This window comes from Paenibacillus hamazuiensis (assembly GCF_023276405.1).
GTDB lineage: Bacteria > Bacillota > Bacilli > Paenibacillales > NBRC-103111 > Paenibacillus_AF > Paenibacillus_AF hamazuiensis.
In genome coordinates, this window is the sequence record NZ_JALRMO010000001.1 from 7,523,404 (window position 1) to 7,548,336 (window position 24,933).

Annotated in this window: 29 protein-coding genes, 3 pseudogenes and 1 riboswitch; of the genes and pseudogenes, 12 read left to right on the forward strand and 20 right to left on the reverse strand. The window is 45.9% G+C overall.

Annotation, left to right across the window (positions count from 1 at the left end; all coding sequences use genetic code 11):
* The first annotated feature begins 261 nt into the window (after positions 1 to 261).
* Positions 262 to 1,619, forward strand: a protein-coding gene (locus MYS68_RS33190) for an IS1182 family transposase (RefSeq protein WP_248924449.1) whose coding sequence is annotated in 2 segments (ribosomal slippage) — positions 262 to 826 and positions 826 to 1,619 — 1,359 coding nt in all. Because the reading frame shifts where the segments join, the coding sequence is not laid out codon by codon here.
* Positions 1,620 to 1,865: 246 nt separating this feature from the next.
* Here MYS68_RS33190 and MYS68_RS33195 read toward each other — a convergent pair.
* Genes MYS68_RS33195 through MYS68_RS33205 form a run of 3 tightly spaced genes read right to left on the reverse strand, consistent with a single transcriptional unit; the run spans position 1,866 to position 5,033 of the window.
* Positions 1,866 to 2,636, reverse strand: a complete 771-nt coding sequence (locus MYS68_RS33195; RefSeq protein WP_248929860.1) for a formylglycine-generating enzyme family protein — start codon at positions 2,634 to 2,636, stop codon at positions 1,866 to 1,868.
* A gap of 32 nt (positions 2,637 to 2,668) precedes the next feature.
* The gene (locus MYS68_RS33200; RefSeq protein WP_248929861.1) at positions 2,669 to 3,253 is read right to left on the reverse strand and encodes an SF0329 family protein; all 585 of its coding nucleotides are present in this window, start codon (positions 3,251 to 3,253) and stop codon (positions 2,669 to 2,671) included.
* A 49-nt stretch (positions 3,254 to 3,302) separates the two neighbouring features.
* Positions 3,303 to 5,033 (reverse strand): recombinase family protein, encoded by a 1,731-nt coding sequence (locus MYS68_RS33205; RefSeq protein ID WP_248929862.1) that lies wholly within the window; start codon positions 5,031 to 5,033, stop codon positions 3,303 to 3,305.
* 209 nt (positions 5,034 to 5,242) lie between these two features.
* On the opposite strand from MYS68_RS33205, the gene MYS68_RS33215 reads away from it, so the two are divergent.
* The 5 genes from MYS68_RS33215 (at position 5,243) to MYS68_RS38975 (ending at position 7,254) form a co-directional block, all read left to right on the forward strand.
* Positions 5,243 to 5,557, forward strand: coding sequence for a hypothetical protein (locus MYS68_RS33215; RefSeq protein ID WP_248929864.1), 315 nt, complete (start codon positions 5,243 to 5,245; stop codon positions 5,555 to 5,557).
* A 356-nt stretch (positions 5,558 to 5,913) separates the two neighbouring features.
* A riboswitch (Fluoride riboswitch) is annotated at positions 5,914 to 5,976 on the forward strand.
* 66 nt (positions 5,977 to 6,042) lie between these two features.
* On the forward strand, positions 6,043 to 6,432 hold the full coding sequence (gene crcB / locus MYS68_RS33220) for a fluoride efflux transporter CrcB (RefSeq protein WP_248931091.1): 390 nt from the start codon (positions 6,043 to 6,045) through the stop codon (positions 6,430 to 6,432).
* A gap of 6 nt (positions 6,433 to 6,438) precedes the next feature.
* Positions 6,439 to 6,798, forward strand: a complete 360-nt coding sequence (locus MYS68_RS33225; RefSeq protein ID WP_248929865.1) for a fluoride efflux transporter FluC — start codon at positions 6,439 to 6,441, stop codon at positions 6,796 to 6,798.
* A 24-nt stretch (positions 6,799 to 6,822) separates the two neighbouring features.
* Positions 6,823 to 7,080 (forward strand): phosphatase PAP2 family protein, encoded by a 258-nt coding sequence (locus MYS68_RS33230; protein WP_248929866.1) that lies wholly within the window; start codon positions 6,823 to 6,825, stop codon positions 7,078 to 7,080.
* A 15-nt stretch (positions 7,081 to 7,095) separates the two neighbouring features.
* Entirely contained in the window at positions 7,096 to 7,254 is a 159-nt protein-coding gene (locus tag MYS68_RS38975) for a rhodanese-like domain-containing protein (protein WP_338043641.1), read from the forward strand.
* A 60-nt stretch (positions 7,255 to 7,314) separates the two neighbouring features.
* Here the strand turns inward: MYS68_RS38975 and MYS68_RS33235 are convergent, their stop codons facing one another.
* From MYS68_RS33235 to MYS68_RS33295, 14 genes and pseudogenes are all read right to left on the reverse strand, one after another.
* Entirely contained in the window at positions 7,315 to 7,701 is a 387-nt protein-coding gene (locus MYS68_RS33235; RefSeq protein ID WP_248929867.1) for a DUF302 domain-containing protein, read from the reverse strand.
* A gap of 17 nt (positions 7,702 to 7,718) precedes the next feature.
* Entirely contained in the window at positions 7,719 to 8,261 is a 543-nt protein-coding gene (locus MYS68_RS33240; RefSeq protein WP_248929868.1) for a class I SAM-dependent methyltransferase, read from the reverse strand.
* A 100-nt stretch (positions 8,262 to 8,361) separates the two neighbouring features.
* A complete protein-coding gene (locus tag MYS68_RS33245) occupies positions 8,362 to 8,751 on the reverse strand; it encodes a rhodanese-like domain-containing protein (protein WP_248929869.1) in 390 nt (129 codons plus the stop codon).
* Between the two features lie 28 nt (positions 8,752 to 8,779).
* Complete coding sequence (locus tag MYS68_RS33250; protein WP_248931092.1) at positions 8,780 to 9,130, reverse strand: rhodanese-like domain-containing protein; 351 nt, start codon at positions 9,128 to 9,130, stop codon at positions 8,780 to 8,782.
* A 30-nt stretch (positions 9,131 to 9,160) separates the two neighbouring features.
* Positions 9,161 to 9,412, reverse strand: a pseudogene (locus MYS68_RS33255) (rhodanese-like domain-containing protein); the annotation flags it as partial.
* Positions 9,405 to 9,671: a metal-sensitive transcriptional regulator gene (locus tag MYS68_RS33260; protein WP_080835020.1), complete on the reverse strand. Its 267-nt coding sequence runs from the start codon at positions 9,669 to 9,671 to the stop codon at positions 9,405 to 9,407. The gene MYS68_RS33260 and the pseudogene MYS68_RS33255, both read right to left, overlap by 8 nt.
* 69 nt (positions 9,672 to 9,740) lie before the next feature.
* Complete coding sequence (locus tag MYS68_RS33265) at positions 9,741 to 10,217, reverse strand: DsrE/DsrF/DrsH-like family protein (protein ID WP_248929870.1); 477 nt, start codon at positions 10,215 to 10,217, stop codon at positions 9,741 to 9,743.
* Between the two features lie 123 nt (positions 10,218 to 10,340).
* Positions 10,341 to 11,132 carry a sulfite exporter TauE/SafE family protein gene (locus MYS68_RS33270; RefSeq protein ID WP_248929871.1) on the reverse strand — a complete coding sequence of 264 codons (792 nt, stop codon included), beginning with the start codon at positions 11,130 to 11,132 and terminating at the stop codon, positions 10,341 to 10,343.
* A 245-nt stretch (positions 11,133 to 11,377) separates the two neighbouring features.
* A complete protein-coding gene (locus MYS68_RS33275; RefSeq protein ID WP_248929872.1) occupies positions 11,378 to 11,659 on the reverse strand; it encodes a sulfurtransferase TusA family protein in 282 nt (93 codons plus the stop codon).
* Between the two features lie 15 nt (positions 11,660 to 11,674).
* Positions 11,675 to 12,796 (reverse strand): MBL fold metallo-hydrolase, encoded by a 1,122-nt coding sequence (locus MYS68_RS33280; protein ID WP_248931093.1) that lies wholly within the window; start codon positions 12,794 to 12,796, stop codon positions 11,675 to 11,677.
* Between the two features lie 49 nt (positions 12,797 to 12,845).
* Positions 12,846 to 13,241: a DsrE/DsrF/DrsH-like family protein gene (locus tag MYS68_RS33285; protein ID WP_248929873.1), complete on the reverse strand. Its 396-nt coding sequence runs from the start codon at positions 13,239 to 13,241 to the stop codon at positions 12,846 to 12,848.
* Between the two features lie 25 nt (positions 13,242 to 13,266).
* A complete protein-coding gene (locus tag MYS68_RS33290; RefSeq protein WP_275983599.1) occupies positions 13,267 to 13,848 on the reverse strand; it encodes a sulfurtransferase TusA family protein in 582 nt (193 codons plus the stop codon).
* An 801-nt stretch (positions 13,849 to 14,649) separates the two neighbouring features.
* Positions 14,650 to 14,780, reverse strand: a pseudogene (locus tag MYS68_RS38980) (ketoacyl-ACP synthase III); the annotation flags it as partial.
* Between the two features lie 30 nt (positions 14,781 to 14,810).
* Positions 14,811 to 15,446 carry a hypothetical protein gene (locus MYS68_RS33295; protein WP_248929874.1) on the reverse strand — a complete coding sequence of 212 codons (636 nt, stop codon included), beginning with the start codon at positions 15,444 to 15,446 and terminating at the stop codon, positions 14,811 to 14,813.
* Positions 15,447 to 15,638: 192 nt separating this feature from the next.
* Between MYS68_RS33295 and MYS68_RS33300 the strand changes: the two genes are divergently transcribed.
* Positions 15,639 to 15,968: an ArsR/SmtB family transcription factor gene (locus MYS68_RS33300; RefSeq protein WP_036684721.1), complete on the forward strand. Its 330-nt coding sequence runs from the start codon at positions 15,639 to 15,641 to the stop codon at positions 15,966 to 15,968.
* A gap of 175 nt (positions 15,969 to 16,143) precedes the next feature.
* The gene (locus MYS68_RS33305; protein ID WP_248929875.1) at positions 16,144 to 17,919 is read left to right on the forward strand and encodes a SulP family inorganic anion transporter; all 1,776 of its coding nucleotides are present in this window, start codon (positions 16,144 to 16,146) and stop codon (positions 17,917 to 17,919) included.
* 688 nt (positions 17,920 to 18,607) lie between these two features.
* Here the strand turns inward: MYS68_RS33305 and arsC are convergent.
* From arsC to MYS68_RS33320, 3 genes are read right to left on the reverse strand one after another with little or no spacing between them, the layout of a single operon-like run.
* Positions 18,608 to 19,036 carry an arsenate reductase (thioredoxin) gene (gene arsC, locus MYS68_RS33310; RefSeq protein WP_248929876.1) on the reverse strand — a complete coding sequence of 143 codons (429 nt, stop codon included), beginning with the start codon at positions 19,034 to 19,036 and terminating at the stop codon, positions 18,608 to 18,610.
* Between the two features lie 20 nt (positions 19,037 to 19,056).
* Entirely contained in the window at positions 19,057 to 20,112 is a 1,056-nt protein-coding gene (gene arsB, locus MYS68_RS33315) for an ACR3 family arsenite efflux transporter (RefSeq protein ID WP_338043643.1), read from the reverse strand.
* Positions 20,113 to 20,128: 16 nt separating this feature from the next.
* Entirely contained in the window at positions 20,129 to 20,452 is a 324-nt protein-coding gene (locus MYS68_RS33320; protein WP_248931096.1) for an ArsR/SmtB family transcription factor, read from the reverse strand.
* Positions 20,453 to 20,663: 211 nt separating this feature from the next.
* Between MYS68_RS33320 and MYS68_RS33325 the strand changes: the two are divergent.
* From MYS68_RS33325 to MYS68_RS33340, 4 genes and pseudogenes are all read left to right on the forward strand, one after another.
* Positions 20,664 to 21,009: pseudogene (locus MYS68_RS33325) on the forward strand (MarR family winged helix-turn-helix transcriptional regulator); the annotation flags it as partial.
* 94 nt (positions 21,010 to 21,103) lie between these two features.
* Positions 21,104 to 22,186 (forward strand): GerAB/ArcD/ProY family transporter, encoded by a 1,083-nt coding sequence (locus MYS68_RS33330; protein ID WP_248931097.1) that lies wholly within the window; start codon positions 21,104 to 21,106, stop codon positions 22,184 to 22,186.
* A 6-nt stretch (positions 22,187 to 22,192) separates the two neighbouring features.
* On the forward strand, positions 22,193 to 23,752 hold the full coding sequence (locus tag MYS68_RS33335) for a spore germination protein (protein ID WP_248929877.1): 1,560 nt from the start codon (positions 22,193 to 22,195) through the stop codon (positions 23,750 to 23,752).
* A complete protein-coding gene (locus MYS68_RS33340) occupies positions 23,749 to 24,903 on the forward strand; it encodes a Ger(x)C family spore germination protein (RefSeq protein WP_248929878.1) in 1,155 nt (384 codons plus the stop codon). The genes MYS68_RS33335 and MYS68_RS33340 overlap by 4 nt, the downstream gene beginning before the upstream one ends.
* Positions 24,904 to 24,933: the final 30 nt, after the last annotated feature.

Consider the following 24,933-nt stretch of genomic DNA (forward strand, 5'->3'; position numbering starts at 1 on the left):
CAAAAAACTACTTAAAATTCATACAAGTTATATAGCATCATTATCTCTTATTCAGATGTTGTTGAGTAGAGTAGAAGTATTACGAGGAAGCCGACATAGCCTTTAACTACATGAAATCCAAATAATAAAAAGTCCAAGTAGCAGTTTACTTGGACTCAGCCTGTTGAAAAACCCAACAGGCTACTTTTTCGTTCAATATCTTTAACAAATTACCGCGTTAATATGTTATAATGTAAATATACTCTTAAGGCGGTGGATCCTATGCTTCGCTCTAATCCGAATGTCCAAAATGAATATGAATTGGTGTGTATCGAGGAACTGGTTCATCCAGATCATCCTCTTCGTAAAGTACATAAGCATATCGACTTTTCCTTTATTCTCGACTTAGTCCGTCCTTATTACTGCGAGGATAATGGACGTCCCTCGGCAGATCCCATCATGCTTTTCAAGATGCTATTGATCGGGTATCTTGACGGCATTCGCTCCGAACGACGGTTGGAAAGAGAGGTTTTCTCTAATAATGCTTATCGATGGTTTCTGGGGCTTGGGCTCAAGGATCGCGTGCCGGATCATAGCACCCTTAGCTACTTTCGTGAACGTCTTCAAGAAGGCGATGTACTTCAACAAATCTTCGACCGGGTCGTTCTGCTTGCTATTCAACATCGTCTCGTTGCCGGTCGGGTACTTATCACCGACTCAACTCATCTTAAGGCCAATGCGAATAAACGAAAGTTTGTTCAAGAGGAAGTAACCAAGAGTACGAAGGCCTACATGGAAGAACTGGACGAAGCAATTCGTGCCGATCGCGAGGCTCATGGAAAAAAGCTTTAAAGCCACGAGAGGAGGTGGAAGAAACCAAACTAACGAAGGTAAGCACAACCGATCCGGAGAGCGGTTATATGGTGCGGGACGGTAAGCCGGAAGGCTTTTTCTATCTCGATCATCGGACCGTCGACCACAAATACAACATCATCATGGATGTCCACGTCACTGCCGGCAATGTTCACGATTCTGTCCCTTACATAGAGCGTTTGGAACATATCATCAAGAAGTTTAAATTCGAAAAAACACTGGAAGCCGTCGCACTGGATGCAGGTTACTTCACGTCGCACATTTGCAAAAAGCTTCAAGACAAGAAAATATACGCGGTCATCGGAGGTAGAGCCTTTACCCCAGTTAAAGGATTAATGGCTAAGTGGCGATTTAAGTATGATGCGGAGAACAATGTGTATATATGTCCACAAAAACACGAATTGAAATATACGACAACGGATCGCGAAGGCTACAGACAGTATAAGTCGGATCCGAATCATTGTGCGAACTGCCCCATGCTCAAAGAATGTACCCGGTCCCGGAATCACCAAAAAGTCATCACCAGGCATGTATGGCAGGATAGTAAAGAGTGGGTAAAACAAAACGGTAGAAGCAAGTCCGGCAAATATCTCTACCGCTTACGATACCAGACGATTGAGCGAAGCTTCGCGGATGCCAAAGAGCTCCATGGGCTTCGCTACTGCCGGTTCCGCGGCCGAAACAAAGTGCAGCAGCAAGCATTACTGACTGCACTATGTCAAAACATTAAAAAGATCGCCAATATCCTGGCTAAAAGGGCCGGATAAGAGGCGATCTTCTATTTTTAGGGCTAAATTCAAAAAATGATCCTACAAAAGCCCCGAAAAACCGGGGCTTTGTCAACAATCTGAGTCCAAGTAGCAGTTTACTTGGACTTTTTAAGACTTAATTTGAGTTAAGCGAACCTGCCACATCTCATTTTCGAACCATCAATATGACCGACTCCACATGACTCGAGTGAGGAATAACAATTAAAATAATGCAACTGATTTCTCGGCATCTTTGTTGTGTTCTCAAAGACTTGTAAGACCTATTCTAAATCCAAGGTCATCTATCTTGAAATTAGGCATGCTTTTCCTTCTAATGGTAGAACCGCAGTTGTTCTCTTCTTCAGCCCAACTGCCTCCCCGGAAAACCCTATAGTTGCCATATCGTTCGACATCATACAGGTCCCAGCACCACTCCCATACGTTTCCGATCATATCGTAAAGCCCCCATGGATTAGGAAGCAGCTTCCCCACTTGCTGAGCCGATCCATTGGAGTTTTCTCGATACCATGCGATCTTATCGATCGTTTCATACCGATATCCCTTGGTTCCCGCTTTGCTTGCATACTGCCATTCAGCATCGGTTAGCAATCGAAAGCCATTCGCTTTGTTATTATATGTAGTGTTCTCACTTTCAGTTGCGAGGCTGTAGCAATCAGTTCTTCCAAAAATTCTGGACAGTTCGTTACAAAAAACGATTGAATCCAGCCACGAAACTTCCGTTATTGGCAGGTTACTCACGCTCGTTTCTACCTCTTCTTTATTCATGACGAAATGATACAACCCCCGTGTTACCGGGTACTTCATGACATAGAGAGGTTCGATCGTTTCTGTCCACGTCATTACCTCTCTGTCGCTTCCTCTGCCAGGGTCTGATAACGTGTAATCCGAACTTATCCATTTGTTTTTATTCCTATAATCGCGTAATTCAACGGTTCCGCCTGCTATTGGTACCATCATATCCATTAAATCTTCAAAAAAACGCTCCTTGTCGCTCCAGAGCTTTTCGACTGACATATTGACTCCTTCCATACATTCGCCGCTCTGTATCAGGGGCATACAGCGATTCTATAATCAAGCCGCAGCTCATAAAAATATTGCACGCTCGGGTGCTTTTGCTTCATCATCTGGCGCATGTTTAACAATCGCTTTTTCCCCACTCGTCTATCCACCAAAGCGAAAATATTCAACAAGATATCATGACTCTCTAAGCTTTGATCGATAGATGCAGCCAGAAACCGAGTTGCCGTAGCGACAAAACTGGATTTGCTTAATTCGGACTGCGCCAGCATTAGCAGCTTGGCATGTTCCGATCGTTTTCTGCTTCTTGCGATCACCTGAAGCCGTTCCTCCGGAATACTCCCCATGCCGCTTCTTCTGACGGCTTCTATCTCTTCATCACTTATGGAGACCTGGATGTTCGGATCATTTTTAATCTCTTGTTCCGTCTCGTACCATCTGATCGGTGTAGCGGCATCCATCATGTTGAGAATGTTCTTTTTATCAACTGTAAGATAACACTGTCCTACCTTGCCCGGTAAATACCGGTAGCTCGTTGAACGATATTCGACCGTTCCGATTAACGCAGGACAAAGAAAACTTTCCAGTTGCTGCTTCAACTTACTCCAGGACATGTATGCCTCCTATCTATGGCGAAATCTATGTGGTTCGATAAGCTATTTCCTAACCAGCGACACACAGCACTCCACATGTGTTGTTCTCGGAATAGGAAGGCACTCTCCCCCTTTCACTTCGCAAGGACTTTTTTTGCTTATGCATCTTGCTTTGGATGCTGTTATGAAAGCCGGTCTTATAGACGAAGGTCAGTCTGTACGGCTCGGGACTTTCCTGATTGGAGTTCTCCCCAATAATCACTTTATCAACGATGCTTTCGAATACGTTTCGGTCGAATGCGGTCAGAACCTCATTTGTTTGAAGCACTTTGCGGAAATGCTCAAGCCGCTTTCCCAAATCAATTTCATCTTGTGCGGATTGCTCCAGTTGTTCCTTTTCTTCGAGCAGTTTAGTGAGCGAAGTATCGAGTTCCACATACTTCTGTTCGTAGGTAGCCCTGTCTATTTTCTCATCCAGGCACAAATCAATCAGCCTGCAACGTTTTTGCTCCATGGCCTGAATCTCGCTGTTAATTTTGTTCAGTCGCTTTTGATTATTCTGGTCGCTAAACACCGATTCCATTCTTTTCATAAGCTCGTCCAGCACGTCCGAATTATTGCGGCACACCAATTTATACGATTCGACAAAAGCACCCTCAATCAGCTTTTCCTCCAAGGCTTTACTGTGAGGGCAGTATTTCTTCCCCTTTTTCGTGGCTGTCACGCACTGCCAAATCACCTTCTCGTGCGGGGTTCCGCTGTGCCAGTTCCGCCGCGAGAGATTGCTTCCGCAGAAAGCACATTCCAACTTGCTGCTGAAAGCAAATTTTCTGCTGTACTTGTCCCGCTTGCCTTTTGCGCCGCGGCGACGATTCTCGCCTCTTCGATGCAATATGTCCTGCGCCTTCTCAAATACTTCCTCGCTGACAATCGGCTCATGATGATTTTTGACATAAAACTGATCTTCCTCGCCGTAATTATCCAACCTTCTCTTGGAAATGGGATCGACGGTAAATGTCTTTCCTTGCAGCAAATCGCCTTTGTACTTCTCATTCTTTATGATACCAAGAACGGTTGTGTCCTGCCATTCGCCCCTTCCGTACTTGGTCTTATGTCCCGCCTCAGTCAGTTCCTTGGCAATAACGTAAGCGCCGATCCCCGATGTATATCGTTCAAAAATATAGCGGACGATTTCGGCTTCTTCTTGATTAACGGTGATCTGTTTCGTATTCACATCGTAATCATAGCCCAAACAACTTTGAAAGCCCACCAGTTCGCCGCGCTTCATTTTCATCTTCAAACCTTTTTTTACGTTGGCGGAGATGTTCTCCACTTCCTGCTGCGCTACGGAGCTTAAGATGACGAGCAACAATTCGCCGTCCATCGTCAGCGTATTGATATTCTCATCTTCAAAAAGTACGGCGATGTTCTTTTCCTTCAACATCCGGACGTATTTCAACGTGTCCAGCGTATTTCTTGCAAACCTGGAGATAGACTTGGTGATGATCATATCAATTTTCCCGTCCATACAATCGTTAATCATGCGCTGAAAATCCTCGCGCTTCGCTACCTGAGTACCGGTTATGGCTTCATCTGCATAAATATCAACCAGTACCCAGTCGCTTCGTTTGCTAACGAGATCGGTGTAATAGGCGACTTGCGACTTGTAGCTGCTCAATTGCTCCTCGGTGTCGGTACTTACGCGGGCATATGGGGCGACGCGAAGAACATCCGGTAACTTTCCGGCGTTGCGATCGGATATTTTCCTACTTGCTTTAATTACTTCTACTTCGAGAGCCATGATGTTGTCCTCCATTCTTATTTACTTGCCATCAGTTTAATAAGAGATGGGCGGACCGACAAATGTGCGAATCAAGAAGTAAGGTCCGAAATGATGCCGTAATCCCGCATCGTTTTGTTCTTTATCAAATGAAATTCGTTTTCGGTAATCAAAGATAATGCCAGCAATTGTTTTATCATAGCGATTTGCATACTGTACCGGACGAGTTTATGGTTCATAGCTACCTCCCAATCATTTTTAAAAACAGAAAAGCAGAGATGCGCAACAAAACAAAACCTTATACGCGCATCTCTGTCTCCGCCTCTGTTTTGGTTGCTTCTTTTACATTAACCTTATCCGGCGGACAGTGGTTAGCCGTCCTCATAGGCTTCAAACCTCTTCCAGGATCGCTGCAAGCCGCCCCCATTGCGCTGAGCTGTGGCTGGACGGAAGTATCATTATCCCTCCGCATGGGTCTTCGCCATAAATGGCACCACTATTTATTTATTGCATGGGCAAAATCGCTCGCAGTTTACCGCTTCTGATTTCAAGGCATGCAGAAATAAGAATCGGCAGACTGGTCGTGGCGCGCCTGCAATTTGGCTATCCTTCCAGGCCATGCGGGGAACGTACCGGATAAGATTGTATTCAGTTTTCAAGGAGCATTGAGGGGTTGAATAATGTCCCTCTAATATTCATTTCATTTTTAGGGTAAAATCGGAACTGCTTGCCCAAAAACTCCCCTCCGAGGCTTTCTTTTTTCGATACAATCAAATGCCTAATTAAATGTAATGAATTGAAGCTTTTGTTGATCGATTTGCGAAATATTATCACCGGCTCCTTATAACTCGTTCCAAATAAAGATTGACTTGAACGGGAATTTCAACTAATATAAATTACATGTTCATAAGGCGATGGAGTTCGCCATAAACCGCCGGTAACGGCTAATGACTCCTACCAGAATTCTTATTCTGGTAGGAGTTTGTCTTTTTATATGAATAGTTGGAAAGGAGGGGTCGATTTGATTTATGTGTATCTCGGTGTCGGCGGAACGCTCGGCGCTATTAGCCGCTATTCACTTGGCATTTGGATAGGAGAACGTTTTGGACATGCATTTCCGGTTCACACGCTAACGATTAATTTATTGGGTTGTTTCTTGCTTTCTCTCTTCTATACGCTGACCACGACAAGATTTTTGGTACATCCGCACTTCCGCTCTTCTTTCGGAACAGGATTTGTTGGGTCGTTCACTACGTTTTCGACCTTTAGTTATGACAATGTAACATTGCTTCAATCAGCACATTATGGATTAGCATTGCTCTACATTGCAGCAAGCCTGCTCGGCGGTTACCTGTTCACAAGCTTAGGTATACGCCTGGGTAACTATGAGAAAGGCAGAATCCAGCAGGAAAGTGAGTAAACGTTAATGGATATTTTATGGATAGGCATTGGTGGGTTTATTGGGGCGATTAGCCGATTTGCTGTCGTGGATGCGTTTAGTCGACGATCAATATCATCGATTCCTTTCGAAACGTTGACTGTAAACCTGGCAGGCTCCTTTTTACTCGACATTTTGTATGGGCTGACTTTGAATTTACATCTTACCGCCCTTATAGGAACGGGCTTCTTAGGAGCCTTTACAACTTTTTCTACATTCCAGTACGAAATTGTACAGATCCGCCGACTATATAAATGGCGCTCTATTGTCTCTTATGTGTCTATCAGTGTGATTTCTGGAATTGCTTTCTGCGCATTAGGTTATGTATTCGGGCATTTGTGGACCTAGACGAACATCAGGAGGATTGCCGCTATGAATTATGCTGTGTTTCAATTCATTAACGATTTGTCAGGACATCTTGTTTGGCTCGATTCGATTATGGTTCTTGTAAGCAAATACGGTTTGGAGTTATTTGCTATATGGCTCGGATTCGTGTGGATACTTGGCGATGATCGAAGGGGACATATTGATGTGCAGTCGGGGTTCTCCGGGATACTGGCTTTGTTTCTGAATTATGTGATCGTTTGTAAGCCATTCGGTTCATTTACTGTTCCCTCACGCAGCGGATGAGCCCGGCTGAACGAATTGATTCCCTCCAAGCCGCTCATGGTCTATTGCCAAGTCGATTATCGCGGCAACGTGGCTACTCGAATCTTAAGACAGCATGGGTTTGACGCAGCTAACCTGACCGGCGGCTATAAATCCTTCGAGATCGCCTCCTTCCGCCCATCGGCATCGGAGTAAAAAGTGAGGCTGATGCAGAAAGAACCCTGCATGACAGAGTTCTTTCTGCATATTGACGTATTATTTGCTTTTATCGACGCAAGCAATGAGTCGTTTCTCGATATCCGTTGCAATCGCCATGAGATTGTCGTTTTCCACGAGGCCGGTCAGGGCCGTAGGTTTTGGGAGGCCAATCCGGATTTTCCCCTTCTCCTCATAAACCGCGATCTTGCAAGGAAGGAAATAGCCGACTAAGGAATTTTCAGATAACACGCGTTTGGCTTCGACGGGGTTGCAGACCTCCAGGATGTGAAAAGTTTGGTTGAAATCCACTCCCTTCTCCTGAAGTTTAGCCTTCATATCCAACTGCCAAAGCACGCCGAACTTTTCTTCCTTTAGGGCTTCCGTCAATTTCTCAATGGCTTGTTCCGGCGTTTTCTCCGTTTCAACCGTGTAATGAAATGTCATTTTAATGTCCTCCCTTGTCATGCTTTCCGGGCAATCACGGCATATTGGACATCTGTCGGCCTAATGACCTCCATAATCGAAAATCCATGCCGCTCCATGGATTGTTTCAATGCATCCGCGCTGATGCGATGATGGAGAGGAGGCCCTTGGAGCGTCTCTTTCTTCTCCCATTCAAGACATAGACAAATACCGCCGGATTTCAGGACGCGGTACATTTCTGCAACGGCCCGATCGACGGTTTCTGCTTCATGGAGCACAAGGGATGCGAGCACCCGATCCACAGATTCCTTTTCCAGCGGAATGTTCTCCAATTGTCCTTGAAGGGTCTGAATATGGTTCAGTTCTCGTTCTTCAGCCTTGCTGCGGATGATATCCAGCATTCGCGGTTCGATATCGAGTGCGAATACGATACCGCTCGTTCGCTCCGCCGCCGGAAGCGTAAAATAACCGGTGCCAGCCCCCAAGTCCAGAAGCGAAAAAGGATCACGTACATCGAGTTTATCAAGCAGCGACTCCGGAGGACTGGCTGCTCTGCGTTCAGGACTCTCCAATTTCGCCATATGTTCAACCTTCGATCATGCAGGGTCTCTTCTCCTTAGCAGTTCCATCCGTACTCTCCAGATAATGATTACCAATACGATTAAGGATTAACCCTCCCGTTCATCGCTTCGATACCGGGCCTGTCCAAGCACTGATACCACCACGCAAGTGAGCCAGCCGGGTAAAACCGTTCTTCATCAGAATCCGCGCTGCACTTTTGCTTCTCATGCCGCTTCGGCAATAGAGCAACAGATCCCGATCCTTGGGGATTTCGCCAAGCCGGCGATTCAACTGGGACAAAGGGATATTCTTCGCCCCTTGGATATGTCCTCCCTTGAACTCTCCCGGTTCGCGAACGTCAATAAGAACCGTTTGCTTGGACCCCTCAAGCTCTTGTTTGAAATTTGCCGCACTAAGCGTCTTTAGCCCTTTCGTCGGACCGAATCGGAAATAAAAGAATACGAGTACCAGAAAGACGAGAATGATATTTACCCAAATGTCACTGTTCAACTAAAAAGGCCTCCTTTCGCCTTGGCTTTTATGCGCATCCTTTGCCTTCTCCGGTATATAACTTCCGGAAGCCGCGTCGTCTTAGGATTCGCGCGGCGGATCTTCGCTCGTAATCGCCATCCGCGATGATGAGAACGGAATCCTCCGGCGACAACTCCTTCTTCCAAAGCACCGGTAGACGGCCTAAAGATATGTTAATGGAGCCATTCACGTGGCATGCTTCATAGTCCATGGCATCGCGAACGTCCAACAGTTTCATTTCAGAATTCCGGTCGATGGCTTCTTTCCATGATTGGGGATCCACCCAATTCAGCCCTTTGGCCGGCCAAATTCGGCGGAGTCCCCATGAAGCCAGAACAAGAACGACCAGAGCAAACACGATCGCCAACGTTCCTCCTCCTTTATTCGTTTAATCCCGAACCAGTTCGTCTGTCCAATTATTGAGTCCGCCCGTCATGTTAACGACGTTGTATCCTTGTTCGCTGAGCAGTTCGCATGCGAGCCCGCTCCGGTTGCCGCTTCTGCAAATGACGATGGTTTCGCGCTTGGGGTCCAGTTCATTGCGACGTTCGCCCAGTTGACCGAGGGGAATATGTTTGGCTCCGGCCACGTGTCCTTCCGCCCATTCCGCCGGTTCGCGTACATCCTGCGTTTTATCGGCTCTTTACCAGAAGCTCCACAGCTTCTTTAACCATCTTTCCCGTATCGTTACCGGCGGCCTGTTCCGCCAGAATGCATTGCTGCAGATTCTCCGCAACGATCTGAGCGATAGCCTTGTCCGATGCGTTGCGAACAGCGGACAACTGTGCAACGACTTCTTTGCAGCTCTTCCCTTCCTCCATCAGACGCAGCACCCCGCGAACTTGTCCTTCGATTCTGCGCAGCCGGGTTTTGATTTCGTCCGTGTATTCGTAGTTCATGTTCAACATCTCCTTATACGTGTATGGGTATATTGTAAAGAAAAAAATAGTAAGATCATACACGCTTGTTCAAATGAATAAGTTTACTTTTCCGTTCGCGGCGTCACCCAGATATGCGGCTACTCCTGCATACTCCAGACCATCGATCAATTCTTCCTGTTTCAGACCGAGCAAGTCCATCGTCATCGTACAGGCGACTAACTTCACGCCTTGTTCTTGAGCCAGTTCAATCAGCTCGGGCAACGACAATGCTTTGTGCTTTTTCATCACATAATTGATCATCTGGGGTCCCAGGCCGCCGAAGTTCATTTTCGACAAGCCCAACTTCTTCGCGCCTCGCGGCATCATCCATCCGAAAGCTTTTTCAAGCAAGCCTTTGTTCGTTTTGATCGGTTCGTCGCGGCGAAGCGCGTTTAATCCCCAGAACGTGAAGAAGATCGTCACTTCGTGATCATACGCCGCAGCTCCGTTCGCAATGATGAATGCCGCAATGGCTTTATCCAAATCGCCGCTGAAAAGCACGATTGTTGTTTTATTTTTTGCCATTTCCAACGTCACCTACCTTCTCTCTCATGAATTTTACTTATACCCCTATAGGTATAATAAAGGTCAATAAAAAAGATTGCAACCCTTTTGCCGCGGCAAATATTTGCAGATACGATTTATCATTCACAAAATCGACGACCACACTTTAATGGCCGTGAGTGCGATCAGGACGACCAAACCATATCGAAGCACCTTCACGTTGATTTTCGAACTGACCATCGTGCCAATCGGTGCTCCGATCAAACTGCCGGTGACGGTATATACCGTCGCCAACAGAGGGATATCGCCGCCCATGATTTTCCCGATGACGCCTCCGATGGCCGAAATGAAAACGATCGCGAGCGAGGACGCAATCGTTGTGCGCGTGGGAATTTTGAGAACGGTGAGCATAATGGGAATTAAGATAAACGCGCCGCCGGCCCCCACGATTCCGGAAACGATACCTACTACAAATGCCGCAGTAATGGCGATGATTTTGTTGAAACGGAGGTCGTCCGTTTCCTGTTGTTTCCCCCGGTTGGGAACGAGCATCAGCACGACGGCCAGTACCGCAAGGATGCCGTAAATCAGGTTGATGACATCCCCGTTCAACAAACCCGAAACAAAGCCGCCGACCAGGCTGCCGGCAAGAATGCTGCTCCCCATGTAAAGGACTAGCTGTTTATTGACAACGCCCGTTGCTCCCTTTTTGCTTTTTTTCCGGAACGCGATAACACCCGCAAGAGAAGCGAAAAAGACTTGGAACATGCTGATGGAGGAAACTTCGTGGGCGGTAAAGTGTGCCGCACCGAAAAGGGATGGAATATACAGTAGGAGGGGATAATTAATAATCGCGCCGCCAATACCGAGCAGCCCAGAAAAGAAAGAGCCGACCAGACCGATGAGCACTATGACAATGAGCAGTAAGAAATCCATGACATCCTCCTGTCGTAAAGTTTTCTATAAGGCGTGACCTCAAGGTGAATACAGGTTATAATTAAGTCCAAGTAAACTCATAAGAAATAAGGTGATCCAATTGCTTCAACAATTAAAAAGCCTATTCGAAGATAAATGCCCGGTGTGCAATCAAAAGTTGAAAGCGAAAAACGACATGGCAAGCAGCACGAAAACTTGCCCCCAAGGGCATTATACCGAAGAAAGTTACTGTTCCCTTGGCGTCACTATCGTATATGACGAGGCGAAATAAGCGGGCCCTTCCGGGTCCCGCTTATTTTATATACTTTGCGAACGTAAAATTTATAAACGCCGTCTTCTTCTACGTGCTGAATGAGTTCGTGGTTCGTCTGTTTGACCCACGCCTGAAAATCTTTGACGGAGCCTTTGTCCGTAGACAGAACTTCCATGACTTGACCCGTCTGCAGGCTATCCAACGCTTTCTTTGCCTTGACGATCGGCATCGGGCAAGCCATACCTTTCGTATCGACCGTGATATCTGTATTCATATTCATGTTCCTTCTTTATTTATCATGCACCGCGCAGCGGTTCGGACCGATTTCCATCTCGCGCTGCTCGTCTTCGTTCGGTGTAATCTTACCCATGTTCGTTTGGCGAATCTCCTGATAGGCGTTCGGTTGAGGCGGAAGATTCACGGTTACCGTCCGCCGAAACGTCTCCTCATCCTGAATGTTCAAGCCCGGATTGTCGCGGTACAGATCCGACAAACGGGCCATGACGCGGCCACCTTCTCCCAGCTCCGTCACTTTGCCGAAGTGTGCCGGCAGTACGATCAAATCCTGAGCCAAGCCTTTGTAACGGTTATACAAGGTGTTGCGAAGATCGCCAACCCAGTCCTCTGCTTTGCCAGCCAAGTCCGGGCGGCCGATCGATTCGATGAACAGGATATCGCCCGTAAGCAGATATTCATCATCTACGATAAACGACGTGCTGCCGACGGTGTGACCCGGCGAGTAAATGGGTTGAATTTTGATCTTCGTTTTGCCAACCGTGATGTCACGGCCTTCTTCCAGTTTCTCATATGGGAACGTTACTTCTGTCGCGTCCTTGGGCGGCAGCCAGTACGTTGCGCCTGTTTGCTCCGCCAATTTGCGCCCGCCGGAAATGTGGTCCGCGTGCAGGTGCGTGTCCAGCGTGTGTTTAATGGTTGCTCCCTGTTCCCTGGCGAAGCGTTCGAATACGTCCGTCATCCGGAACGTATCGATCACAGCCGCTTCACTGCTGGAAATCACCATGTAGGAGAGGCAGCCTTTGCCGATCCGCACGAATTGGTACAGGGAGCCGCCGTCTTTCAAATCCCCGATTTTTACCGGCTCCAGATGCTCGCTCCAGGATTTCATGCCGCCTTCCAGATAAGAGACGTTCGTTCTTCCAGCCTCGACCAATTGTTCCGCCACGAATTTGGACGAGCCTTCCTTGGCGCATACCACCAGCAAGCGTTTGTCGCTTGGGATTTGTTCTAACGCTTGATCCACGCTGTCAAGCAAATCGAAATACGGAATGTTGATGATCTCGACGCTTTCCCCTTCGATTTTCCAATCGTCAAAATCGCTTTGGTTGCGCACATCAAGAATAAAGAGCTCTTCTTTGTTCAGGACGATTTTCGTCAGTTCTCCCGCTGTCATCGGGCGGAGTCCGCTTGCAGTAGTCAATGTTGTTTCCCCCTTTGATGAATTAAAACGTCAAGGTCACGTTTGCGTCCTTCGCGAAATCCAGGAACGTGACGGCTCCACCGACTTCGATTTCTTCAATAAAATCCTCTTTCTTCAGGTTCATGACGTCCATCGTCATTTGGCAGGCGATGATTTTCACGCCCATTTCCTGCGCCATGTTCACCAGTTCCGGAATGGAGGGAATGTTGGCGTTCTTGAAGCCTTCCGCGAAATGCTCTTTGCCCGCGGGCAGCGGAAGCTGGTGATGCGCCTGCTTGTGGATCAGGTTCAGTCCTTCGAAGGTGAAGAAGATCGCCACCTCGGCATCCGTTGCCGCAGATGCGGTCGCGATGTTGAAGACCTTATAGGCATCGAACAGTCCGCCGTTGCTAGCGATAATCGCTACTTTCGTGCTCATTTGGAATGACCTCCTTGGTCGATGATTAGATTTGAAAGTCCTTTTCCGTCGGGCCGGACCACCCGTACATGCCAGGCTTCACGTTCTTCACGTTCTTGAAGCCTTTCTCGGCCAGCAATTGGCAAGCAAGATCGCTGCGCGTTCCCGTACGGCATACTACGTGAATGTCATCATCCGGATTGAGCTCGCCGTGGCGCTCTTCCAGCTCCCCAAGCGGAATGGAGACGGCGCCGGGTATGCGGTTAAATGCGTATTCGGCAGGCTCGCGAACATCGAGCACGGTTACGTTGCCCAGCTTCTTCTCCAGCTCTTCATTGGTCACGGTGTGAGGATATTTTTTTTCTTCCTTGATCTCATCCGCGCTCGATTTACGGATGAAGTGCCTGAGCACGTTGCCATCCTGAATCGTACCCAAATATTGATGGCCGGTATTCTTGGCCCAGCCTTGTATATCAGCCAGTGAACCTTTATCGGTTGCCTGAACCTCGATGACCTGCCCGGATTGCAGCTGATCCATCGCTTTTTTGGTTTTGACGATAGGCATCGGACAGGCCAAACCTTTGCAATCAAGCGTCTGATCGGCTTTGATTTCTGGATGTGTAGTCAAATCGTAACCCTCCTAAATTGGTGTTTTTCCGGAGCTTACCTATCCTGTTCGAGTTTACCCAAATGATTTCAAAATCATCATTACGTATACCCCTATACGTATAATAATCGCGTAATGTATTGTTGTCAACTTTGGATTAACTGGGGCTCAAAAGATATAAAGATTATTAATTATGAAACCAATATAAAAACAAAAGCAGACTTTACCAGCACGCATCCAGATTTTGCCATTTTTTTGGAATTTATTAACGATTTGTCGGGACATCTTATTTGGCTCGATTCGATTATGGTACTTGCAAGCAAATACGGTTTGGAGTTATTTGCTTTATGGCTTGGATTCGTGTGGGTGCTTGGCGATCGTGGAGACATATTGATGTACAGTCGGGGTTCGCTGGGATGCTGGCTTTGTTTTTGAATTATGTGATTGCCCAGTTCTATTTTGAGCCTCGGCCGTTTGTAAGCCATCCGGTTCATTTACTGTTCCCTCACGCAGCGGATGCTTCCTTTCCAAGTGATCTTACATCGGGGGCATTCGCACTTGCATTAACGGTACTTATTCGTAAACGCTGGTCCGGATGGTGGGGCTACATTATGTTGGCTTTAGCCAATAGATGTCGCGCTTGAGAAGGATTTCGACATTATTTTTATGGACATCCGAATGCCGGAATTGGACGGCATTCAAGACACATATTACATTTTACTTAATTGTGCGAACCGAAAGTAACCTTGTATTATCGTCATCACAGCGTTCAGTAATTACCACGACAGATTTTAAGAGGCAGGAATAAGTGAAATGATCTCAGCGTTCATGAATGCCTGTCCTCTGTAAGATCCATTCATGACTGGTATCCACCATGTTTTCCAAATCATCATTTGTCAGTTTTTTTGGGGTACATACGTTCCAATGGCTGTAATACGCCAATGAAACACCAATATCCCCCCTCTTCCTCCTGATTGAAGTTGCTACGAAATCGGAAATTTTTGTTGATATTCATGCAGTTCTTTTTGAAAACGCTGGAAGGGACTGGATAACACTTTTATATTCCGTTTTAATTTGTTTTTCTTTTTCCGATTATGCTGACACTCGTGGAGTTGATCAATCTGTTTATCGATTTTTTCCCGTAGGGTTAGGATAAACCCGATCGCAATGTGAGATTTAGCCAGTTCATGAAGATCAGTAGCAAGAGCCTCACTCAAATTGCGAAGATCTGGAAGATATAACGACTTTGTCACATAAAAGACCTCTGGCGTAAAGTCCTCACGGTAATCTTGTCCCGGGACTTGCTCCCAAAAGTCATTCCATTCTCGTAGAAGACCAGTTTCATACAAAAAGAACTTTAAAAAACCGCATAACCATGCCGTACAACTTGTATTTCGTTTTTGGCATCCAACACCTTTGACAAGATGTCGACATCCTTTACAACAGGAACCTCCATTGGCGATACAAACTTTACAAATGGAATTGGACCCGATCTCATGTAACGCATGAATCCCCATTGTTATGACGGTTTGTCTGCTTACCTGCATGAAAGGTGTAGTCGATTCGCGAGAGGATGACGAATCTTGATGTGACGAGTCCTTACTCGTTGAGTCCGGCATTCGCACCCACTCCTTATGTTATTTTGGAAAAATCAAATAATCATATATTTGAATATTATGGGTATTATATAGGAATTTCAACCAAATCACAATCCATGCGCCGGTATGCCCTTCTTTCCAGAATGTTTTTGGGTGGAGTTGTGTTATGATATTTATATATTCAAAAATATAGCGATCAAGGAGGCGTTAGCCATGAATCAAAATATCCAACAGTTTAAAGCCGATTTTTTTAAGGCGCTGGCGCATCCCATGCGGATTCGAATCCTGGAGGTTCTGAGTGAAGGAGATAAAAACGTAAATGAGATACAGAGTATTTTAGGTTCAGAGGGTTCAGCCGTTTCTCAGCAGTTGGCAGTATTGCGAAATAAAAATGTGGTGACGGGCTTAAAAGATGGTACTTCTGTCATTTATTCGTTACGTGATCCGCTGATTAAGGACCTGCTCGCAGTTACAAAACAGATCTTCGATAATCATCTCGTTGATGCCATTTCATTACTTGAGGTCATTCGAAATGAATCTTAAACTGAAAAACAAGGGGTTCCATGAGTAACATCAAGGATCACCTTGTTTTTTTGTTTTGCAGCCGGAAACATGCGGAGCGGCACGAGATTATTATGATTGACATTATTCGATGACAGGAGTAACATTTCACTTATATTTAAATAATCAAATATATGAATAAAAGAAGGTAATTCAGATGAAATGGACGGGAAGATTTGAAGGATACCATGCGGCCGCATTCCGCAAGGATCTCATTTCAGGCCTCATTGTTGGTATTATCGCCATTCCATTAGGGATGGCGTTTGCTATTGCGGCTGGTGTAAAACCGGAATATGGCATTTATACCACCATTGTGGCCGGTATCTGTATTTCCTTGTTCGGGGGTTCTAAATTTCAAATTGGCGGACCGACCGGTGCATTTATTCCGATCCTTTTTGCGATCGTCATGGAATATGGATACGAAAATTTATTGCTTGCAGGATTTTTGGCGGGAATTATACTTGTTCTCATGGGGCTATTTAAACTCGGTGCGTTGATAAAATTTATTCCTCGCCCTGTAACCATCGGATTTACCGCTGGAATTGCCGTCATCATCTTCAGCGGACAAATTGCCAACTTTTTAGGTTTGAGCGGTATCAAGAAACATGAGAATTTTCTACCCAATATGAAGGAAATTGTAATGCATCTCGCAACTACGAATCTCTACAGTATTATCACAGCGGTCGTCTGTTTGGCAGTTATCCTCCTAACACCGAAATTTTTACCGAAGGTCCCTGGTTCCTTGGTAGGGCTTATCGTATCCACTATAGTGGCGACCGTATTCTTTAAAGGGGAAGTTGCAACGATTGGATCGTCATTTGGAGCTATTCCAAGCACCCTACCCCATTTTCATTTCCCTGATCTAACCTGGGATCGCATTGAAAATTTGATTCGCCCCGCCTTTACTATTGCCATGTTGGGCAGCATCGAATCTTTATTATCGGCGGTTGTTGCCGACGGCATGACCGACAGTCGTCATAACAGCAATCGGGAGCTGATTGGGCAAGGCATCGCCAATATGGTAACCCCTCTTTTTGGAGGCATACCAGCGACAGGAGCCATTGCACGAACAGCAACCAATATCAAAAACGGTGCGATCTCACCCCTGTCAGGTATTATACATGGTATTGTTGTATTGCTGGTGCTCATTTTGTTTGCACCTTATGCATCAGAGATCCCACTTGCTAGTATGGCACCGATTCTAATGCTGGTTGCCTGGAACATGAGCGAACGAAAAGAATTTGCCCACGTCTTAAAAACCAAAACGAGCGATTCTTTTGTCCTTCTCATTACCTTTTTGCTAACGGTCTTTACGAATTTAACGACTGCCGTTGAAGTCGGATTAATTTTGGCTGTTATACTGTTTGTGAAACGAATGAGTGATGGGTTATTGGTTTCCAAGGTATTGCCTGACCCAACAGTTAAACATGAAAAAGTGAAAGCTCATATGGTGACCGAAGGCCACGATTGTCCACAAATTGGGATCTATACCATCGAAGGCCCCCTCTTTTTCGGCGCCGCGAACATGTTTGAAAAGTCCATTATGGATTCGATTCATCTAAGACCGAAAGTGTTACTGCTGCGCATGGGAAAAGTACCTTTTATGGATACGACGGGTGAATCAAATCTGTCCAGTTTGGTGAAGCATTTCGAGAAATTTGGTGGGATTATTCTTGTATCCGGAATTCAAGCTCAGCCTTTAGATGTATTGAAGAGAACAGGGTTGTATACGCTGATTGGGGCTGAACATTTTTTTGGACATACCGGTGAGGCACTTAACTTCGCGCTATTGCAACTGGATTTGAATAAATGTCTAGGTTGTAAACATTTTGCTTTCCGTGAATGCGCGGCGTTATCAAACAAGGAGTCTCAAAAAGAAGTGATCACCAGTTTAAAGGCTGATCCAGCAAGGACACAGCCTAATCTCATTTGAAATCGCCCTAAAGACGAAATGAGGTGAATGGCTATGCAACTTGCACTTCAGCAATACAAAGTGATCATGGCTCATCCGCTGCAAAAGGTGTCAATGAGCATCAATCGCGTATTATGACTCGCGTCGTTTATTCAGTGCAAGACAATGACAGATTTAAAAATATTGTTTTGTGTCGACTTGTCAGAAGGTCACGTGAATCTCGAACACTATTCATATTGTTTCGACAAGAACAGTTTCTAGACAATATCGAAAATTAAAAGGTTACCATGATTGTCGAGCGGATAAATAAAAAAAGTGTTCTAACAATCTTATCGTTTATTTAAGCAAAAATGAGATCGACTGCGAGGCGCTCTCTCGTCCAACTGAAACAGTAACATACAGACACGCCCATGCTCGGATTCTTTTGTTACACAGCCACTTTCAAGTCATCCTCGGCAAATGATTGCGAATGATTCCAACTATAATATACGGTTGCGTAAGCAGAGTTCGAACAAAATAAATAAGAGTTGTCGGGATGAATGGTTTCTAAAGCAGAAGCTTTAACATGTACAGCAATCCATCCTAAACCACTCCTCATGTAGACGAGAATGGGCTTAAGGGTGAGGATACATTTCTTTCTTTACTCATTTAATCCTGCCCATGGAGTAATGACAATGTTTAGTCTACAACTTTACATTCCCGTTCAAATTTACCGACCTTCGGCTAGAAACTTTTCGATACGCGACTTAATCGCATCCCGAACCGCTCGAAATTGGCTCATGATTTCTTCCTCGGTGCCGGTCGCCTTGGCCGGATCATCGAAGCCCCAATGCCATTTCACGACGTTTTTATTCGAAATCACGGGACAATGTTCGTCTGCATGGCCACATAACGTAATCACATAGTCTGCCAGATTCAAAATCTCCGGATCGATGACATCAGATGTATGGTTGCTAATATCGACGCCAGCTTCCTTCATCACCTGGACGGCACGGGGATTCAGCCCATGTGCCTCTAACCCGGCGCTTTTTACTTCGTAGCGATCAGTACCGAGAGCCTTCAAAAAGCCATCCGCCATTTGGCTGCGGCAAGAGTTTCCTGTACAAAGGAAATAAACGAGTTTTTTGTTTTCTGACATGATGAGTCCTCCTGTTTATATTAAGCTGCTTGCTTTGAAAAATACTTCCGCTGGAATCGGAGCGCGACGTTGACTAAGGCAATCATCACGGGGACTTCCACAAGAGGACCGATGACGGCCGCAAATGCTGAGCCGGAATGAATACCAAACACCCCGACGGCAACGGCAATCGCCAGCTCGAAGTTATTCCCCGAGGCGGTAAAAGCCAGTGTAGAAGTCACCGGATAACCAGCCCCTGCTTTTTTGCCCATGAAAAACGAGATCAAGAACATGACGACAAAGTAAATCAATAGCGGAATCGCGATCCTCACGACATCGAACGGCAATTGGATAATCATTTCGCCTTTCAGCGAGAACATGACGATGATCGTAAACAATAACGCGATCAGCGTAATGGGGCTGATTTTCGGAATAAAGACCGTTTCGTACCAGGACCGTCCTTTTGCTTTTACAAGAGAATAGCGAGTAATCATTCCGGTCAAAAACGGTATCCCTAGATAAATGAACACACTCTTGGCAACTTCGGCCATCGTAATGTCAACAACGACACCTTCCACCCCGAACCATCCCGGCAAAATCGTAACAAAGATAAAGGTGTAGACGGAATAAAACAAAACTTGAAAGATCGAGTTGAAAGCAACGAGTCCCGCCGCGTACTCGGCATCCCCTCTGCACAAATCGTTCCAAACGATGACCATTGCAATACAACGGGCTAAACCGATCATAATCAGGCCGACCATATATTCCGGATAGCTTTGGAGGAAAATAATAGCCAGGAAAAACATTAAGATCGGGCCAATGAGCCAGTTTTGAATCAATGAAATGGTTAACACTTTGCCATTTCGGAAGACACGACCAATTTCTTCGTATCGTACCTTCGCCAGCGGCGGATACATCATTAAAATGAGGCCAAGTGCAATCGGTATCGATGTGGTTCCAACTTGAAATTCATTCAAACCGGCGACAAAGTTAGGAAATACGTAACCCAAGCCAATTCCTATCGCCATCGCAACAAAAATCCATAACGTCAAAAAGCGATCCAGAAATGAGAGTCGCTTTTTCTTTTGTTTACTCACTTGCTGTACACCCCCTTTACTCGCATGTAACCGTCAGTCCTTGTTGCTCCAATTTCCTCAGTTCCTCGGATAAATCAGGCAAATGGGACAGGGCATAACCAATTTCCACTAACCGCTTCTCATTGATGGAGTAGAACACCCATTGTCCCTTTCGCGTTTCGCGGACCAGTTCAGCCGTTTTTAGACGGCTTACATGTTTGGAAATGGCTGGCTGGGAAATGTTAAAGATGGGAACCAGTTCACACACGCAGCAATCGCGAATACGGAGCAAAGAAAGGATTTTCAGCCTTATCGGATCGGCAAGAGCTTTCAGAATATCCGCTATCTTTTCAAATTCCATTGGCATTCTTATCACCCCCAAACTTAAAACCTTATAACTATATTGTTATTTATGTATGATAAAAAGTCAATATGGAAAATGATACTTTTATATTCCCTCTACAATAGCCTGTCTAAGACAAACCCTTTCCGGAGTACTTATTTTTTTGCAATGCAAGCAAATTATTACTTGCAAATGACTGTTGTATAACTGATTCATGAGGTGAAGCACCGTGGAAAATGTACGCGAATTATTTCAAATCATGACTCGTCGCTTTGGCTTTCTGGATAAAACTGCTGTTCTGCCGGTGGCTGCGACATCTCCTTTATTCAAAGCCATATTCTTTACGAAATTGATCGCCAGCACAAGCCTTCCATCCAGCAAGTAGCAGAGGCATTAGGGACCAATATCACGACATTCAGCCGACAAGTCCAGTCGTTAATCAAGATGAAATTAGTAAAAAAACGCCCGATCCCGATGACCGGCGGGTGAATCTGCTTTCCTTAACGACAGAAGGAAAATATGTTGCGGCGTCGATTGACCAGCAAATGAATGACTATTTAAACGAAATCTTCTCATTTGGTTTTGTTCACGTTTTTTTGTTGTCAGACATGTTGTTTTAGCAAGGGGAAATTTGGAAAGCATAAGAAGAGGTTCATTCGGAAAGTGGTGATGGATATCGCACCGGCCAATCATAAAATATCGTTGCTTCAAGGATACATGCTGATCCTGATGGCGATCGGGATTCTGAACCACGTGATTATTATCCCGCTTTTGCTGACTGCTTCCAAAAGAGATGCCTGGGTAACCGTTTTAGCCGTTTTGGCAGTATCGCAAGTCTGGATCGCCTGTTTATCCTATATTCTTAAAAACATGAATGGGACGCCGGTCAAAACCTGGCTGTATCGTCATTTCGGCAAACTTCCGGCAAACGGTATGCTTATTTTAATCACGTTGTATCTGTTCGCAATGGGCGCCATTTCACTCAAAGACACCATCACCTGGACGATTGCCTCCTATTTGCCACAGACACCGGCTTTTGCGTTGGTGCTGGCGGGAGTCGCGTGCAATCTTTTGGCAGCGTATGCCGGGTTGCGAGTAATTGCAATCGTCACAGGCATTTTGCTCCCGGTTGTGATCGTGCTCGGTGATTTTGTGATGACAGCAAATTACAAGTACAAGGATTACAGCCTGCTGTTTCCAGTCATCGAATTTGGGTGGGAGCCTGTATGGAAAGGCGTTATATATGCCGCGGGAGGGCTACTGGAGTTAATCTGCATTCTCTTTTATCAGGAGCATTTAACCAAACGACCTCGATTCGGCACTCTCATGTTCGTGAATGTGCTGCTGGCCGGTTTGATTCTGGGACCGCTGATGGGTTCCATCGCCGTGTTTGGACCTGCTGAGGCGGCAAATCAGCGTTACCCTGCTTATGAGCAATGGCGTTTGGTTCAACTCGGGCAATATATCTCGCACCTTGATTTCTTCTCCATCTACCAGTGGCTTTCCGGCACGTTTGTTCGTGTCTCGCTGGCTCTGTTTATTATGGTTGACATTTGGAAACCGGACAAGCGATTGCCATGGTTCATCTTTTTCGGCGCACTGATGATTGCTTCCGTTGTTCTGCCCGTCAGCGATGCCCGGTTCCTTGCTTTTCTTGGAAACGTGTTTTTTCCGGCGTCCGTTTACGCTGCTCTGGGCTTGACGGCTTTGTTTGTCGCGAAAATCTGGATTTCCAATAGAATGAGAAGGTGAATCCCTATGCTCAAAAGGTGGTTGAGACCGTTTGTTTTCAAAAAATCTGCAGGATCGATCGCCGACTCTTTTCGGCCATCCCCTTCAACTTCCGAACTGCCATCCATTGAAATCATCGATGCTTCAGCTATTTTAAAATTGTTCAATAGATGCGCCGATGTCAAGCATCATACCTACACCTTGAACGCACGAGAGGAACGTTCAACCGTGCTGTTCGTCTTCTGCGAAGGGATGAGCGATAGCCAACATATGATTCATGAGGTAGTGCTTCCCCGGTTGCAACGTTTCTATGAGACATACGGCTTTACAGACGCGGGCATGCTTCAAACGGCGAGTCAGCTTCAACTGGAACGTCTGCCGGATGTGAATTGGCAACGGAAAGCAACGCAACAAGTCTTTGATGGCAAATTGCTCATGTATATTCCTGCGCTTCGGATTATCTGTTCCGTTGACATTGCCAAGCTGCCGGCGAGAAAACCGGAAGAATCCAACGTCGAAGTCTCCGTTCGGGGAGCCAAAGATTGTTTTGTGGAAGAGTTGGCCACAAATGCCGCGCTTGTCCGCAAACGGATTAAATCGCCTTCGTTAGCCTATGAGCAAATCGTTCTTGGCGAACGTACCCAAACCCGGATCGGATTGATGTATATGTATGATATTGCCGATCCAAAGGTCATACAGGAAGTGAAACAGCGCCTGCAAAAGATAACCATTGACGGGGTATTCAGCGCTACGGAACTTGAAGAAATGATCGAACCGACATGGGCGCTATTTCCGCTTATGGCGTATACCGGAAGACCAGACTTTACCGTCAATTGTTTGATGAACGGAAGATTTGTTATATTGGTGGACGGAACGCCGGCAGCGCTCATAGGCCCCGCCAACTTAATGCTCCTGATCAAAACGCCGGAAGACATCCACTTTACAGCGTTATCCTCAACGTTCGGACAGATGTTGCGGTTGTTAGGTTTTTTCGTGTCGCTCATGCTTCCGGCATTTTGGCTCTGCCTGCTTTCTTATCATCAAGACCAACTTCCGTTTTATTTGCTTGCGACGCTGACTGTGAATCGTCTCGGAATCCCTTTATCTACCGGTCTGGAGATGTTTCTTGCCTTGATTTTTCTTGAAATGTTGCGCGAGGCCGGTGTTCACCTTCCTTCCTCTATCGGTTCGACACTTACAGTGGTAGGCGGTCTAATCTTGGGCGACGCAGCCATTCGGGCCGGAATTTTGTCGCCTGGCATCGTGATCATCGGCGCGATTACGCATGTATTCGGCGCAACGCTTACCAATCAAGCGTTAGGAGGTGCAGTAAGCATACTGAGAATCGTATTGTTTATATTTTCTTGCATTTTCGGTTTATATGGTTTTTTTGTGGGCGTATTTTTATTGCTGGTTTTGCTGGCGTCTCTCCAATCTTTCGGGGTCCCGTATCTGGCTCCGATGTCACCTCCGTATTTCAGAGACTTGCCGCATGCATTGTTTCGGTTACCAATGGCATGGAAGCGAAAGCGTCCGAAGATGCTTCATCCGATTGACGATACGAACCAGGGAGAACAGTCAAAATGAAAGGCGTGAAATTAACAGGAATCTTGATTGTTCTGCTCGTTATCACGACCGGTTGCTGGAATATGAAGGAAATTCAAAATATCAGTTATGTAACGGCTATCGGGTTTGATTATGACGACGGAAAGTACATTGTGTATTTGCAACTGATTGATTTTTCCAGCGTCGCCAAGCTGGAAGGCCAGCAAAAAGCAAAAGAAGCGCCTGTATGGGTGGGGAAAGGAACGGGCGCATCGTTTACGGAAGCGGTAAACCATTTATATGAGACGTCGCAACAAAGAGTGTTTTGGGGGCATGTTTCCGCGCTCGTGTTCAGCGAACCTATTTTGAAACAGAACAAATTTCAGGATGTAATGGATTTGCTGAACCGTTACAGGGAAATCCGCTATTTGGTTTGGGTTTTTAGTACCAAAGAATCAATTGAAAATATTTTCAACTCGACTCCTTTCTTTAATGAGTCCCCGATGATGTCCATTTTGCATAGCCCGGAGGAACCGTATCGGCAACGGTCGATCATCCCGCCAATCAGGCTGTATCAATTTGTTATGACGCTGAAAGAAGCTGCGCGCATGACTTACTTGCCTTCTCTGCGTATCGAGAAGAATCAGTGGGAAGTTAGCAGAAAAACGCATCCATTTTTGGAATATGCAGGTATAACCGTGTTTTGGAACAATCGGTACCATGGAGAATTGGATCCGGACGATTTGCATGGATTGCCCTGGCTGCATAAAAAAACAGTTCGCGTGCCGCTTTCTCTCGAACGCGGAAAATCGTTAGCGGCTGTTTTGGTCATGGAGAAGCCAAAAGTGCGCATCAGGCCGTCGGTTCAAGATCTTCGCGTTTATTTTGACGTCGAGCTGACGGTAAAAGCAGGCATTAACGAATTGCATCAGGAAATGTCCGAGAAAGAATTGATCGACTTGGCCGAACGAAAGATTGAAGAACAAATCCGCCATACTTACCGGAAGGGTTTTGAGCGAAAGGTCGATGTTTATAGTCTCGGCGAGTCGTTGTTTCGACGCTATCCCACGGTATGGCACCGGATTGAAGACGAAAATCATTTTGTGCTGCATGAGGATTCTTTACGAAACATACGAATCCATGTTCAACTGACCAATACGGGGAGGTACAAGTTAAAGCCCAGTCAAGCCTAGATGTTGAAAATTCCGATTTTCAAATGATGG